The 14,559-nt window shown below is 66.9% G+C and carries 13 protein-coding genes; 4 read left to right on the forward strand and 9 right to left on the reverse strand.

Annotated elements, in window-relative coordinates; all coding sequences use genetic code 11:
* Positions 1-75: 75 nt before the first annotated feature.
* From JX552_RS19685 to JX552_RS19695, 3 genes are all read right to left on the reverse strand, one after another.
* Positions 76-1,683, reverse strand: a complete 1,608-nt coding sequence (locus JX552_RS19685) for a nickel-dependent hydrogenase large subunit (protein ID WP_205873612.1) — start codon at positions 1,681-1,683, stop codon at positions 76-78.
* 51 nt (positions 1,684-1,734) lie between these two features.
* Positions 1,735-2,706: an NADH-quinone oxidoreductase subunit B family protein gene (locus JX552_RS19690; protein WP_055580998.1), complete on the reverse strand. Its 972-nt coding sequence runs from the start codon at positions 2,704-2,706 to the stop codon at positions 1,735-1,737.
* Between the two features lie 67 nt (positions 2,707-2,773).
* Positions 2,774-3,325 (reverse strand): DUF1641 domain-containing protein, encoded by a 552-nt coding sequence (locus tag JX552_RS19695; protein WP_205873613.1) that lies wholly within the window; start codon positions 3,323-3,325, stop codon positions 2,774-2,776.
* A 260-nt stretch (positions 3,326-3,585) separates the two neighbouring features.
* Here JX552_RS19695 and JX552_RS19700 point away from each other — a divergent pair, with 260 nt between their 5' ends.
* The gene (locus JX552_RS19700) at positions 3,586-4,647 is read left to right on the forward strand and encodes an AraC family transcriptional regulator (RefSeq protein WP_205873614.1); all 1,062 of its coding nucleotides are present in this window, start codon (positions 3,586-3,588) and stop codon (positions 4,645-4,647) included.
* A gap of 158 nt (positions 4,648-4,805) precedes the next feature.
* Here JX552_RS19700 and JX552_RS19705 read toward each other — a convergent pair whose 3' ends face one another.
* The 4 genes from JX552_RS19705 to JX552_RS19720 form a co-directional block, all read right to left on the reverse strand.
* Positions 4,806-5,708, reverse strand: a complete 903-nt coding sequence (locus JX552_RS19705; protein WP_205873615.1) for a LysR family transcriptional regulator — start codon at positions 5,706-5,708, stop codon at positions 4,806-4,808.
* The gene (cbbX, locus tag JX552_RS19710; protein WP_205873616.1) at positions 5,705-6,646 is read right to left on the reverse strand and encodes a CbbX protein; all 942 of its coding nucleotides are present in this window, start codon (positions 6,644-6,646) and stop codon (positions 5,705-5,707) included. Before cbbX ends, JX552_RS19705 begins: the two co-directional genes overlap by 4 nt.
* Entirely contained in the window at positions 6,643-7,068 is a 426-nt protein-coding gene (locus JX552_RS19715; RefSeq protein WP_205873617.1) for a ribulose bisphosphate carboxylase small subunit, read from the reverse strand. Before JX552_RS19715 ends, cbbX begins: the two co-directional genes overlap by 4 nt.
* A 185-nt stretch (positions 7,069-7,253) precedes the next feature.
* Positions 7,254-8,684 carry a form I ribulose bisphosphate carboxylase large subunit gene (locus JX552_RS19720; RefSeq protein WP_205873618.1) on the reverse strand — a complete coding sequence of 477 codons (1,431 nt, stop codon included), beginning with the start codon at positions 8,682-8,684 and terminating at the stop codon, positions 7,254-7,256.
* Positions 8,685-8,833: 149 nt separating this feature from the next.
* Here JX552_RS19720 and JX552_RS19725 point away from each other — a divergent pair, with 149 nt between their 5' ends.
* Entirely contained in the window at positions 8,834-9,832 is a 999-nt protein-coding gene (locus JX552_RS19725; protein WP_205873619.1) for a class I fructose-bisphosphate aldolase, read from the forward strand.
* Here JX552_RS19725 and JX552_RS19730 read toward each other — a convergent pair.
* A complete protein-coding gene (locus JX552_RS19730) occupies positions 9,820-11,001 on the reverse strand; it encodes a GAF domain-containing sensor histidine kinase (protein WP_431195994.1) in 1,182 nt (393 codons plus the stop codon). The genes JX552_RS19725 and JX552_RS19730 overlap by 13 nt on opposite strands.
* Before the next feature lie 2 nt (positions 11,002-11,003).
* Positions 11,004-11,672, reverse strand: coding sequence for a response regulator (locus JX552_RS19735; protein ID WP_205873621.1), 669 nt, complete (start codon positions 11,670-11,672; stop codon positions 11,004-11,006).
* Between the two features lie 199 nt (positions 11,673-11,871).
* Between JX552_RS19735 and rpe the strand changes: the two genes are divergently transcribed.
* Both rpe and tkt read left to right on the forward strand, forming a co-directional pair.
* A complete protein-coding gene (gene rpe / locus JX552_RS19740; protein ID WP_205873622.1) occupies positions 11,872-12,555 on the forward strand; it encodes a ribulose-phosphate 3-epimerase in 684 nt (227 codons plus the stop codon).
* Entirely contained in the window at positions 12,552-14,558 is a 2,007-nt protein-coding gene (gene tkt / locus JX552_RS19745) for a transketolase (RefSeq protein ID WP_205873623.1), read from the forward strand. Before rpe ends, tkt begins: the two co-directional genes overlap by 4 nt.
* Position 14,559: the final 1 nt, after the last annotated feature.

The raw sequence follows: 14,559 nt of genomic DNA on the forward strand, positions 1-14,559 counted from the left end.
CTCCGAATGACCCCGGAGGTTCGAGATCGGTTGCGTCGTCGGCAGATCCGAGGCTGCAGTCGTAGGCAGTCAGGATCACACCATCCCGTTGATCACGAACTTCGACAACTCGCGTCCGGTCTTGCCGTCGTAGGCGTGCACGGTGCACACCAGGCACGAATCGAAGCTACGCGCCACGTGGCCCAGCTCCACCGGGTCCTCCGGGTCGACGATCGGCGAGCCGACCAGCGCGCTCTCGATCGGGCCGAGGACCTGTGAGCTGTCCCGGGGCCCGATGTTCCAGGCGGTCGGAGTCACGACTTGGTAGTTCTTGATCTTGTTGTCTTCCAGCATAATCCAGTCTGAGAGTGCGCCACGGGCGGCCTCGGTGGAGCCGAAGCCCATGCCTTCGGCGTGCTCGATGGGCTTGGAGTAGAAGCTCTCCTTGAGGTTCAGCTGGTCCAGCCACTCGCGGGTCCACTTGTAGTACTTCGGTCCCTCGTGCATGCGGGCGAGCTGGCGGACCATCACGCTGGGCCCGATCTTGTTGTACATGTCGACGAACAGCGGGTCGTTGTCCTGGTGCGCGGCGGCGTTGGGTCCGCCGGCGGCCATCCGACGTGCCAGCGGGCCGGCCTCCAGCGGGATGTTGCCCAGGTCGCCGACGGCGTAGCGCGGAGACTTGGCCCAGCTGTACTTGCCCTGTTTGCGGCCCTGTTCGGGGTCGATCGGGATGGTCTCCCCCTCGAACGGGTGTAGCGGACGGCTGCCCTCGTAGAACGAGTGCGTGACGTCCTCGCGCACGTTGGCCTGGTCGAACTCGTACCACTGACCTTTGGCGTACACCCCGGAGCGGCCGATGAGCGCGGCATTGCGCCCGGCAATGGTGGGGTTCTCGTAGAGCGACGGGTCGAAGTAGGTGCCGGTGGAGATGTAGTTGCCCACGCCGGCGCCGTACTTGTCCAGGCCGACGTCCAGGCAGTAGCGGATGAAGAAGCCGCAGTCGCTGTTGTACTGCGATTCGTTTTCGTCCACCCAGGCCAGCACGTCTTCCCAGGTCTTGTTCTCCAGCCAGCGATCGATGCTACAGCCCAGCCAGCGGGCCTCCAGCCAATTGTCCTTCCAGTGCTCCAGGATCGAGATGGAGCGGGTGACGTCGGAAAGCGTTGGTGCGCACATCACTCCGCCGGGCACCATGAAGCTCGAGTGCGGCCATTGACCTCCGAAGATCGCGTACACCTCGACCGGCTTGTTCGAAAGCACCACGCCCGGTTGATAACTCGTACCGACGTAGGGGGCGAAGCGGCGCACCGCCTCGTCGTACAGCTTGGACTTAGCGTAGTTCTTATTGGTCAGGTCGATGGCGAACAGCGCGTAGAAGTAGCGCGGAATCGACTGCAGGGTCTCGCACGCCTGACAGATGTTGCGCACCAGGGTGGCGTTGGGCGGCATATGGGTCCGCCAGGCCGTGTCCAGCGCGTATGCGGACTTGTACAGGTGACTGCCACCGCAGATGCCGCAGATGCGCGGACATACGATGAGGCCGGCCTGCGGGTCCTTGCCCCGCAGGATGATCTCGAAGCCGCGGAACATCGCCGCCTCGGTCCAGGCCGAGGTGACGACGCCGTCTTCGACGGTGACGCGGACGTCGAGGTCTCCCTCGACACGGCCCAGTGGGCTGACATACAGGTCGAGCGCGGTCATGAATCCTCCCAAATGATTTCGTGCACTACCAGGGCTGCGGCGTGCTGGTCCTCAGACCACGAACATGTCTTCTTTGGACCATTGCGGGGCCGCGATACGCGCGGCCGCGGCGTGTGCCATGTAGGTGAGGTGGTCCGAGCCCTCGGGCACTTCCTTGGGGATCATGCCGCTGACCTTCTGGGTCTTGAACACCGTTCCCGGCGCCAGATCGAAGTGCGGGAACTCCGGTTCGGTGCAGCCCAGGCAGGGCATGCCGGCACGGGTCTTCGAGGACTGGCGGTTCCACAGGATGCGGTTGCACGGTGAGTGGGTCATCGGCCCACGGCAGCCGAATTCGTAGAACAGGCAACCGGTACGGGTGCCCTCGCCGAACGACATCGTCGACTGCTTGTACTCGAAGAATTGCACACGGGTGCAACCGGTTTGGGTGAACGTCTTGAAGAACGTCTCCGGCCGGTGCAGCTCGTCGAGGGTGATGTCGCCGGCCCGCCCGGTGGCCAGCGCGACGATGATCTGCGTGATCCAGTCCGGGTGGGCGGGGCAGCCCGGAATGTTGATCACCGGCAGACCCATCTTGGACCGGAAGTCCGGGCCAAGGAATCCGCCCTTCTCCCGCTTGTGGAACTGCAGACCCGTCGACGCCGACGGGTTGGGCTCCATCGCCGGGATGCCGCCAAAGCAGGCGCAGTCGCCGATGGCCACCACGATCTGCGCGGCGGCGGCAAGGTCGGTCACCCAGTCCTTCATGGCACGGTCGGCGAACATATCCATCCGGCCGGTGCCGTTGGGCGCCTCAATGACGGTGCCCTCGAACACGAAGATGTCCAGCGGCCGCTCGCCCTTGGCGCAGTCCCAGAACACCTTCTGGGCGTTCTTTCCCAGCTCCAGACCCAAAGACGGGTGCCACAATAGATCGAGCCCGAAATCGACGATCAAATCGACGACATTGGGCTCTTCGGCATTGAGAAACGACATGGTATTGCCGCTACATGCCCCGCCCTGAAACCATAAAACGGAAGCCATAGGAACTCCTCTCGAATAGCGGCCGAGGGCGCGACCACGTTTTTAATGTCAGGCTGAAAATATTTTGTTATTTGGGCAGTTTCCGACCGAATGCGCGGGCGACCTGAATCAGGAATCCCACACCACGGTTGATGTCTTTGTCCTTGCTGACCCGCCACAGGCCGAACAGACCCTTCGGCCCGCCCGGGTCTGCCGCGGCCGCCGCTTTGCCTGCGACGAGCGCCTCACCCAGGTCGGCGAGGACGTCGGCGGCCTGCGGGTCCACCAGGGGCGAGTTGAGGATCTTGTTCAGGGTGGGCGCGGCGGCCACCAGCGCCGTTGCCAGCGACGCCAGGGTCGCCGCCAACGACTGCACATCCACCGCTCCCAACTCGGCCCTGACCTCGTCGAGTCCGGGCACCGTGAGCGAGGCACCCCGGAGCTCGCCGACGGCCGAGGCCACCGACTCGCTGATCTGCTCACCGCGCCGCACGAAGCCGTCGAGCCCGGTCACCAGGATCGCCAGCAAGTCGGCATGGTCGAGCAGGCTGTTCAGCGACGCGGCGATCGCGGGATCGTCAAGTCGGTCGCGCAGCTGGTCGCCCGGCGACAGCGCAACGACCTGACCGTTTGCCGACATTGGAAACCTCCTAAGCGAATCGGGCGGGCTGGGTCCCGACTCGGACTGGACTGTGGCCCCGATCACAAACTAGCCGCCGCTCGGGACTGTGCCTATCGCATTCGCGCAGGAGCTGTCAGGATTGCGAACAGTTAAGCGCGTTGGCGCGCGCTGGCGCACTGAGAGGCTTGCATGATCGCCACCGATTCTTTAGTGAACACCTCACGTTCGCGGTGGTCGCTGCCAGCGGTTTTACCTGCCGGTTACCGGGGTGCGCAGCGATGTCGCGGCTGACCCGGCTCGGGTACATAGACGTCCGCCGCACCGCGCATCCGGTGCGCCGCAAGGTGCGCTCGCGGGGTGTCCCACCGGCGCTTGCGGACAACGAGATCTTCTATACGGAGAATCCGACCGAGGCCGTGCGGCTGATGGCCAAGGCGCTGGCCCCGCTGTCTTTGCATGTCGACGAGGAGGACGTCGAGGGGTTTGCTGCGACCATGCACGGAGTGCGGCTACGCAACGTCAGCATGCTGTACCTCGACGTCCACGTGGCTGCGACCGTCGACATCCCGGCGCTGGGTCAATACTTCGGCGTGCACATGCCGATGAATGGCCGCGCGCTGGTCGACCACCGGGGCCACAGCTTCGAGTCCAACACCATTCGGGCGCTGGTGACCAGTCCCGGTGACGCCCTGCGCATCCAGTTCGACCATGACTCGCCCCAGCTGCTGATTCGGATTGAACAGCGCGCGATGGCCGCGCACCTCACCCGACTGCTGGGCCGCAGTCTGACCAAGCCACTGGAGTTCGACCCGGAGTTCGACCTGGCGACCGAAGCCGCGATGCGCTGGCACACCGTGGTGCAGCTGATCCACAGCGAGGTGTTCCACCCGGGTTCGCTGATTCAGCGCGGTCAGGGTATCGGCGCCATCGAGGAACTGGTGATGAGCACGCTGCTACAGCTGCAGCCGTCCAACTACTACGAAGAGTTCTTGCAGCCGATTCAGCCGGATCCGCGTCGGGCGGTGGTGCACGACGCGATGAACTACATCGACGACCACCTCGCCGAGCGCATCACGATGGACGGCCTGGCCAAGGCGGTGCACATGAGTGTCCGGTCAATTCAGCAGGGATTCCGCGAGGAGCTCAACATGACGCCCATGACATACGTCCGGGAACGCCGGCTGGAGCGGGTGCACGAGGAGCTGATGGACGCCATGCCGTCAGACGGGGTGACGGTGACGGCGGTCGCGGAGCGCTGGGGGTTCAACCACCTGGGCAGTTTCGCCGTCGAGTACCGCAAGAGATGGGGCGAGGCGCCGTCGGAGACGCTGCGGCGCTAGCCGAGCCCGACGCCGCACTGCTCACTCGGGTATCAAGAATCGGCGGCACCATGCGCCGCAAACGTGATAGCGCCGGCGATGTCACCTTTCTGCGGCAGTCATGCCAAGCTCCGCGGGTGCAGGAGTGACCTGTGTGATTTCCCGGCATGCGGGCTCGCCTAGGACGCCCGCCGCACCGCGCTGACCTGCCGCCAGCCCAGTTCCTGGTGGACCACCAGATGCTCGATCAGCAGCTCGGTGGCCATCGGCGGGGTCGGCTGGCTGACGACGTGCCAGGGCCGCTTGATCGGCGTGCCCGCCACGGGCAACTCGACGAGTGTGCCGGAGTCCAGCTCGCGCAGCACCGCCTGCCGCGACACCAGTGTCACACCCAGGCCGGCAACCGCCGCCGACACCACCGCGCCGTGGGATCCCAGCACCAGCTGCGCCGGCGCGACGTCCAGGTCTTCGAGCAGGGTCATCAGCGTCGAGCGGGTGCCCGACCCCTGTTCGCGCAGCAACCAGGTGGCCGCCGCTGGAACGAACCCGTCGGCCATCGACGGGCAGCCCACCACAATCAGCGTGTTGGGGCTGATCGCGCGCACCCGCACCTTGTTCCGCAGCTCCTCGGGCGGGCGTCCCGCGAACACCAGGTCCACCTCGTGCCGGGACAGCATCGGCCACAGGGCGCTGCGCGCTGCCACCTCGACATGTAGCACCACCCCGGGATGCTCGGCCCGGAACGACGCCAACGCCGCGGGGATCAGCAGCTCCCCTGCCGACGTCACCGCGGCCAACCGGATCGAACCGTTTTCCGGATCGGCCTCACCGCGGGCGGCCAGGATCGCCTCGTCGTGCAGGCCTAGGATGCGCCGCGCGTACTCCACATAGCGCAGACCCGCGGGCGTCAGCCGCACGCCGCGGCCGTGCCGGTCGACGAGCGTGATCCCGATGTCCTGGCTCAATGCGCGCAGCGCTGAAGAGATCGACGACTCGGTCACCACCAGGCGTTCGGCGGCGCCCCGCACCGAGCCGGTGTCGGCCACCTCGACGAGGGCCCGCAACCGCGCGTTGGTGGTCACGCGCTCTCCCGGGTCTCGAACACCCGGCTGGCCAACAGGTCAACCGCTTCGATCGTGGTCAGCTCCGCCAGGCCCACCGGTGTGTCGCCGGCCAGCAGCCGGCGCGCGTGCCGCAACCGGGCCCGTTCCAGAGCGTTGCGCACACTACGCGCATTGGCGAACCACGGCTGGTCCCGGCGCCGGTGCAGGTACTGGTGCAGCACTGCCCGGGCCTCGTCGGAGAACCGGTAGCCCAGCCCGTCGACCATCAGCCCCGCGATGTCCTCCAGCTCGCCGACCGTGTAGTCCGGGAACGTGATGTGGTGTGCGATGCGGCTCTGCATCCCCGGGTTGGCGGAAAAGAACTGGTCCATCTTGTTGGCGTAGCCGGCCAGAATCACGACCAGATCGTCGCGGTTGTTCTCCATCACCTGCAGCAGAATCTCGATGGCTTCACCGCCGTAGTCGCGTTCGTTCTCGACCTTGTAGAGGTAGTACGCCTCGTCGATGAACAGCACCCCGCCCATCGCCCTTTTGATCACGTCCTTGGTCTTCGGCGCAGTATGGCCCACATATTCGCCGACCAGGTCGTCCCGGGTGACGCTCACCAGATGTCCGCGGCGTAGGTAGCCGAGCCGGTGCAACAGGTCAGCCATCCGCATCGCTACGGTGGTCTTTCCAGTGCCCGGGTTGCCGGTGAAGCACATGTGCAGGGTGGGCTGCGCGGCCCGCACGCCGAAGCGCTCCCGCATGCGGTCGACCAGCAGCAGCGCCGCGATCTCGGCGATCCGGGTCTTCACCGGCTCCAGGCCCACCAGCTCGCGGTCCAACCCCGACAACACCTCGTCGACCCCCGAGGTGGCCCGGGCCGCCGCCAGGTCGACGACGGCATCCGGGCCCAGAGGCTCGGGCTCGGGCTCGGGTTCGGCGAGAGCCGGACGGTAGCCGAAGGCGGTCATGACGGTTCGTACCTCTGTCCGCTCGGCCGCGCGGTGGCATACGCAAACGTGCTGTAGCCGATCTGCCGGTTCGCCCGCTCGGCGCGGTCCAGGCGAAAGCCGGGCTCTTCGGCCGGCCGGTTGACGATGAACGACAGCGCCGTCGTCTGCCGGCCCAAACTGGCGTCGTACGCGTTGAGGCGGATGTAGCTGTTCGGGTTGACCGCCCGGCAGGCGTTCACCTCGAGCAGCACGCCGGCCGCGTCCTTGAGGTCGAACATCGGCAGCCCCCACATCTCCCAGTAGATGTTGCGCGGGTGCGGGTCGTCGGTGAACTCCACCGACAGCGGCCAGTCGTGGTCGAGCGCGTAGTTGATCTGCGCCGTGATCTCCTCGTCAGTGAAGTCGGGCAGGTAGGAGAAGGTGCCCTGGGTGATTCGCACGGTGAAGCTCCTTGGTTTCTTTGATAGTGGCGACCCGCTTCGCCCGGCTCACGCCGCGCTCGCGATCGCCACGGTTTGATAGTGGCGACCCGCTTCGCCCGGCTCACGCCGCGCTCGCGATCGCCACGGTTTGATAGTGGCGACCCGCTTCGCCCGGCTCACGCCGCGCTCGCGATCGCCACGGTTCAGACCCGGGTCGGCGTCGCGACGACGTCGGGTGTGTCGGTGGATTCGTAGTTGAAGGTGATGTCGCCCCAGGTGGCCAGCGCGGTGTCCAGCGCCCGGTTGCGAGAGGCGGCCTTCTTGAGGATCTCGGGACCCTCGTGGTAGTAGTCGCGGCCCTCGTTGCGGGCCTTGATCATGGCTTCCAACGCGACCCGGTTGGCCTCGGCACCCGCGGCGATGCCCATCGGATGGCCGATCGTGCCGCCGCCGAACTGCAGCACCACGTCCTCGCCCAGGTAGTGGATGAGCTGGTGCATCTGGCCTGCGTGGATACCGCCGGAGGCGACCGGCATGACACCGGGCATCGATGCCCACTCCTGGTCGAAGTAGAGCCCCTTGACCGGGTCGGCTTTGACGCTGTCCAGGCGCAGGGTGTCGTAGAAGCCGGCGGTGGTGTTGGGGTCACCTTCGAGCTTGCCGACGACGGTGCCGGCGTGGATGTGGTCGACACCGGCCAGCCGCATCCATTTCGAGATGACCCGGAAGCTGACGCCGTGGGTCTTCTGCCGGGTGTAGGTGCCGTGTCCGGCGCGGTGCAGGTGCAGGATGACGCCGTTCTTGCGGGCCCATTTGGCCATCGACTGGATCGCGGTGTAGCCGATGGTCAGGTCGATCATCACGATCACCGAGCCCAGTTCGGCGGCGAAATCAGCCCGCTCGTACATCTCCTCCATGGTTCCGGCGGTGATGTTGAGGTAGTGGCCCTTGATCTCGCCGGTCGCGGCCTGCGCCCGGTTAACGGCTTCCATGCAGAACAGGAAGCGGTCGCGCCACCTCATGAACGGCTGGGAATTGATGTTCTCGTCGTCCTTGGTGAAATCCAGCCCGCCGCGCAGGGCTTCGTAGACGACCCGGCCGTAATTGCGGGCGGACAGTCCCAGCTTGGGCTTGGTGGTGGCGCCCAGCAGCGGCCGGCCGAACTTGCCGAGGTGTTCGCGTTCCATCACGATGCCGTGCGCGGGGCCCTGGAAGGTCTTGACGTAATGGGTGGGAATCCGCATGTCTTCCAGGCGCAGCGCCTTGAGCGGCTTGAACCCGAACACGTTGCCGATGATCGAGCTGGTCAGATTGGCGATCGAACCTTCCTCGAACAGATCGAGGTCATAGGCGATCCAGGCGATCCACTGCCCGGGCGTGTTCGGCACCGCGTCGACGCGGTAGCACTTGGCCTGGTAGTGCTCGAAGGTGGTGAGCCGGTCGGTCCACACCACCGTCCAGGTCGCGGTGCTCGATTCGCCGGCGACAGCGGCCCCGGCCTCCTCGGGGGGCACCCCCTCCTGCGGCGTGATCCGGAAGGCGCACAACACGTCGGTGTCCTTCGGAACATAGTCCGGCTGCCAGTAGCCCATTTCTGCGTACGGGATGACTCCCGCGTTCCATCTCTGTGTCATGGCTCGAATCGTGTCAGCGCGATACTGAAGCTGTCTATCGAGAATAGACCATCAATCATGAACTAAATAGTTAACTTTCACGCCTACCCCCGCAGGTTCCACCGATCGGGTGAGGACCGATAGCCTGCTTCGTTCCTACGGTGTGCGCCATGAACACATGCAGGAAGATCGCCCAGGCCATGACCGCGCCCGGCAAGGGAATTCTGGCCGCCGACGAGAGCATCGCGACCATGTCCAGTCGCCTCGAACAGGCGGGCGTCACCGCGACCGCCGACAGTCGGCGCACCTACCGGGAGATCCTCAGCAGCACACCAGGGCTGTCCGACGGGGTCTCCGGGATCATCTTCTGCGAAGAAACACTCACCCAGGTGTTCAGCGACGGGCGACCATTCGCGCAGGCCGTCCGCGACCTCGGGATGCTGTCCGGCATCAAGGTCGATACCGGCACCAAGCCCTGTCCCGGCCTGCCCGGCGAGACCGTCACCGAAGGGTTGGACGGCCTGCCGGCCCGGCTGGCGCGGTATGCGGCCATGGGTGCCGCGTTCGCCAAGTGGCGCGCGGTATTCACCATCAGCGACAACACCCCGAGTTGGGGCGCGATCACCTGCAACGCCAATGCGCTGGCCCGTTACGCCGCCGCCTGCCAGGAGGCCGGCATCGTGCCGATCGTCGAACCCGAGGTGCTGATGACCGGCGACCACAGCATCGAGCGGTGCGCCGAGGTGACCGCCAGCGTGCACGCCGCCGTCCGTCAGCAGCTCAACTTGCTGAGGGTGGACCTGGCCGGCATCGTCCTGAAGCCCAACATGGTGATCGAGGGCGAGGCTCACCCGGTGCAGGCCACCGCGGAGCAGGTGGCCGAGGCGACGGTGTCGGTGCTGCGGGCCTGGCCCGGCGATCTGGCCGGCGTGGCATTCCTGTCCGGGGGCCAGTCGCCCGAGCGTGCCACAGCAAACCTCGCCGCGCTGCAGGCGCACCGCACACCATGGCCGCTGACGTTCTCGTTCGGCCGAGCCTTGGTGTCGCCCGCGCTGACGGCGTGGCGTGGTGACGAGCACAAGATCGGTGCTGCCCAGGATGCGCTGTCCGGCCACGTCAACGCGAATGCCGCGGCGCTGCGACTACGCGGTCAGCTTCAGCCGGCCTGAACCGACAGCGGCACCGTCACGGTGACCGTGGTTCCCGATCCAGGCGTGGACCGCACCGACAGCCGCCCGCCGACCAGCTCCGCGCGTTCTGTCATCGACAGCATCCCGTAGCTGGTGGGCGCCCGGCCCGGAGACGGCGTGAAGCCCACACCGTCGTCGGCGACCTCAAGGCGAGCCTCGCCGTCGCTGACGGCGAAACGCACCCTGGCCGTCATCGCCTTGGAGTGCTTGACCACGTTCTGCAGGCACTCCTGCGCGATGCGGTACAGCGCCACCTCGACATGCTCGGAGAGCCGCTGGTCGGCCAGTTCCAGGTCCAGATCGACCTCGGGGATGGTCGAGGCGAGGCTGGCCAGCCCGCCGGCCAGGCCCAGGTCGTCGAGGACGGGCGGCCGCAGCCCGCCGATCGCCGAGCGCGCCTCGGCCAGCGTCAGATCGACCAGGTCGCGAGCCTTCTCCAGCTGTTCGGTGGCCTCCGCGGAGTCGTCGATCTCGACGGCGCGGGCGGCCGCGTCGAGCCGGTAACTCAGGCTGACCAGTCGCTGGCTGATGCCGTCGTGGATGTCGCCGGCCAATCGCCGGCGCTCGGACTCCTGCGCGGCGATCACCTGTTCGGCGAAGTTTCCGTGCACCCGCTCCTTGGCCGCCAGCTGTCGGTGCACCCGGGCCTGATCGAGCGCGCCGGCGGTCAGCCGCCCAATAGCCAACAGCAGCTGGATGTCGCGTTCGGTGAACTCACGACGGGCCACGGTGTGCACGTTGAGCACGCCGACCAGCCGTCCCGGTCCGGTCTCCATCGGTACCGACGCCATCGAGGTGAAATCAGAGCCGCGCAGTGCCGCGATCGGCACATACCGGGGGTCCTCGTCCTTGCCGCTGGTGATGACGACAGGTTCGCGGTGCTGGGCCACCCAGCCGGAGACACCCTCGCCCAGCCGCAGCTGCACCTGCCCGATGTAGTCGTCGAACGGGGGTGTGGCGCCGGCGAGTGTGAGCGACCCGCCGGAGTCGTCGAGCACATGCACGAAACACACATCGGATGCGGTGGCGGTGGTGATCAGCCGGGCGACGGCGGCGGCCACCGGCTCGACCGCCGGCCCGCTGCCGGTCGCGGCCACGATGTCGAGCAGCAGCGCGACCTCGCGGTCGGCGTCCACCAGCCCGCGCACGTTCACTGGTAGATACCTTCGCGCAGTGCGACTGCCACCGCCGCGGTGCGGTCATTGACGCCAAGCTTGCGGTAGATGGAGCGCAGATGGCTCTTCACCGTTTCGTCGCCGATGACGAGTTTGCCGGCGATGCCGCGATTGGACAGGCCGGCGACCACGAACGAGAGGATCTCGCTTTCACGCTGGCTCAGGCCCTGACGCGCTCCCGGCCAGAACTCATCGCGCTGCAGTCGTGCGGCGGTGTCGGCGGCGCGGGCCGCCAAGCCGGCATCGATGGCCGTCGAACCGCCTTGCACGTACTCGAGCTGGCGCACCAGTTCGTCGCTGCTGATGCCCTTCAACAGATAACCAGACGCCCCGACGCGCAACGCCTGGAAGAGGTACTGCTCGTCCTCGTAGACCGACAGCAGGATCACCTTGGAGGCCGGGTTGCGTTCCCGGATAGCGCGGCACAGATCGAGGCCACTGGCGCCCTGCATCCGTACGTCGCACAGCACGATGTCGGGCTGCAGGCTCTCGATGACTGCGATCGCGTTCTCGGCGCCGATCGCCTCCCCGACCACCCGCACCCGGTTTTTGAAAGACGCGAGCATGGCTTTGAGACCCTCGATGACCATTTCATGGTCATCGACCAATACGACGCGTACGGGCGCAGCGGTAACCACCGTCATGGATCAACCTTAAAGGCGAAGGGGATTAGCGTCACCTTGTTTTCGACGCCGAGCGTGAATTGCACGACAGGACACGCCGGTGGCTCACCGCCAGGATCGCACTCGGCGGCATTTGCCCCCCCCGAATTCCCCCCGCGATGGGGGATTCATTTCACCGTGAGCCACCTTAGTTTGACCAGTGAAAGGGAGGTGGTGTCAGGTGACGAGCCCAGTCCTGGTCGCGTCGGTGCTTCCGGCCGACTTCGCCGAACTCGGCCGCGATGTCGCCGAGATCGAGCATGCCGGCGTGGACCGGATCCAGTGGGATGTCATGGACGGCCGGTTCGTGCCGAACTTGACGTTCGGTCCCGACGTGATCGCCGCCTGCCGAGACCTGGTGACGATGGGTTTCGAGGCGCACCTGATGGTGGAGGATCCCGACCCGATGTTGCCGCGGTGGGTGGAGGCCGGCTGCGGAATCGTCATCGTGCATGCCGAGGCGTGCCGGCATCTGCACCGCACGCTGTCGAGCATCCGCGAACTCGGCGCCCGCGCCGGCGTGGCGCTCAACCCCGCCACTCCCCTGGCCGCGGTCGTCGACGTGCTCGACATCACCGACCTGTTGCTGATCATGACGGTCAACCCAGGGTTCGGCGGGCAACGGTACCTAGCCAGCATGGAGCCCAAGATCGCCGCCGCCCGAGCCGAAATCGACGGCCGCGCGCTGAATGTCGAACTCGAAGTTGACGGCGGTATCGGACCGTCCACGATCGGCCGGGCCGCGGCAGCGGGCGCCGACGTATTCTGCGCCGGGTCCGCGCTGTTCGCCGGCTCCATGCCCGAGCGCGCCGAGGCGCTCCGCACCGCCGCCCGCCAATTCGACGAAAGACTGGTGACCCAATGACCATCGCACCGCTTGTCAACGAAACATCCACCCGCACCGACGAATTGGATCGTCTGGCGATCAACACCCTGCGGTTCCTCGCCGCTGACGGTGTGCAAGCCGCGAACAGCGGGCACCCGGGGCTGCCGCTGGGCACCAGCGCCCTGGCCTGGACGCTGTGGTCGCGGCACCTGCGCCACGACCCAGCCGACCCGCGCTGGCCGGACCGCGATCGGTTCGTGTTGTCCGCGGGCCACGGCTCGATGCTGCTGTATGCCCTGCTGCACGTCTTCGGCTACGACCTGCCGGTCAGTCAGCTGCGCAGGTTCCGCCAGCTCGGCTCGTCGACGCCGGGGCATCCCGAGTACGGTCACACTCCGGGTGTCGAGACCACGACTGGGCCACTGGGACAGGGCATTGCGAACGCGGTCGGCCTGGCGCTGGCCGAGCGGATGCTCGCGGCCCGGTGCAACACCGAGGAACACACGGTCGTCGGCCACCGCACCTGGGTGCTCGCCGGCGACGGCGACCTGATGGAGGGCATCAGCCACGAGGCAGCCTCGTTGGCCGGACGGCTGCGCCTGGGCAGGCTGATCGTGATCTTCGACGACAACGACGTCACCATCGACGGACCGGCCTCCCAGAGTTGCACCGACGACGTCGAGGGCCGGTTCGCGGCGTATGGCTGGCGGGTGCTCAGCGTCGCAGACGGAAACGACGTGCCCGCCCTCGACAGGGCGTTCACCGAGGCGTCTGACGGTGACAGCAGGCCCACCTTCATCCGGGTGCGCACCACCATCGGCTATGGCGCTCCGGGAGTTGAGGGCACCTCGAAAGCCCATGGCAGTCCGCTGGGTGCGGGCGTGCTGCAGGCGATGCGGTCCCGCCTGGACTGGCCCGACGAACAGTTCCATGTGCCGCTCGCGGTCGGCGCGGCCGCCGCGGTGGTGGCCGCTCGCGGCGCCGCGGCGCACGCGCAGTGGGCCCGGACGCACGCCGCCTGGCAGGTGGACCACCCGCAGCTGTCCGCGGACTTCCCGTTGGACTGCGTTCCGGTTGCCGACGACCTGTCGGTGCTGACCCCATTGGCAGACGGAGCCGCGGCGGGCGGAAAGTCAGCCACCCGCAAGGCCTCCGGCAAGGCGCTCAACGCACTTGCCGCGGTCTATCCCGGCTTGGTCGGCGGCTCAGCGGACCTGGCCGCCTCGACCAACACCGCCATCCCCGGCGGGGACGTAACTCGGGACGACTTCACCGGTCGCACAATTCATTTCGGGATCCGGGAGCATGCAATGGCGGCGGTGATGAACGGCATCGCCCTGCACGGCGGCCTACGCCCATTCGGCAGCACCTTCCTGGTGTTCGCCGACTATCTGCGCCCGGCGCTGCGACTTTCGGCGTTGATGAAGCTACCGGTGGTGTATGTGTTCACCCACGACTCGGTGCATGTCGGTGAGGACGGTCCCACGCATCAACCGATCGAGCAGCTGGAATCGTTGCGGCTCATTCCCGGACTGACTGTGCTGCGGCCGGCCGATGCGGCCGAGACCGCACTGGCCTGGCAGATCGCGGCCGAAAACATCGACGGTCCGACGGCTCTGGTGCTCAGCCGGCAGGACCTGCCGGAGCTCGGCGGATTCGGGTGCGACGACGTCCGCCAGTACGGCATGCGGGTGGTGCGTCCGGTCGCTGACACGCCGCACGTGATGCTGGCCGCCAGTGGTTCCGAGGTCACGCTGGCGTTGCAGGCCGCAGAATTGTTGGGCGAGAGAGGGATAGCCGCGATCGTGGTCTCCGTGATGTGGCGGGAAAGGATCTCGGCGTTGCCCGATCTGCCGGTGGTGTGGATCGAAGCCGGGGTGAGCACCGGCTGGCAGGCGCTGGCTCGGCCCTGTGACACGGTGATCGGCATCGACCGGTTCGGCGCGAGTGGGCCGGGACCGGAGGTGGCCGCACACCTGGGCCTGACCGCCTCCGCCGTCGCCGAGGCGGCGCTGTACAGCATCGCGCGAGCATCCGGGTGAC

Origin of the sequence: Mycobacterium gordonae (genome assembly GCF_017086405.1) — a bacterium.
GTDB lineage: Bacteria > Actinomycetota > Actinomycetes > Mycobacteriales > Mycobacteriaceae > Mycobacterium > Mycobacterium gordonae_D.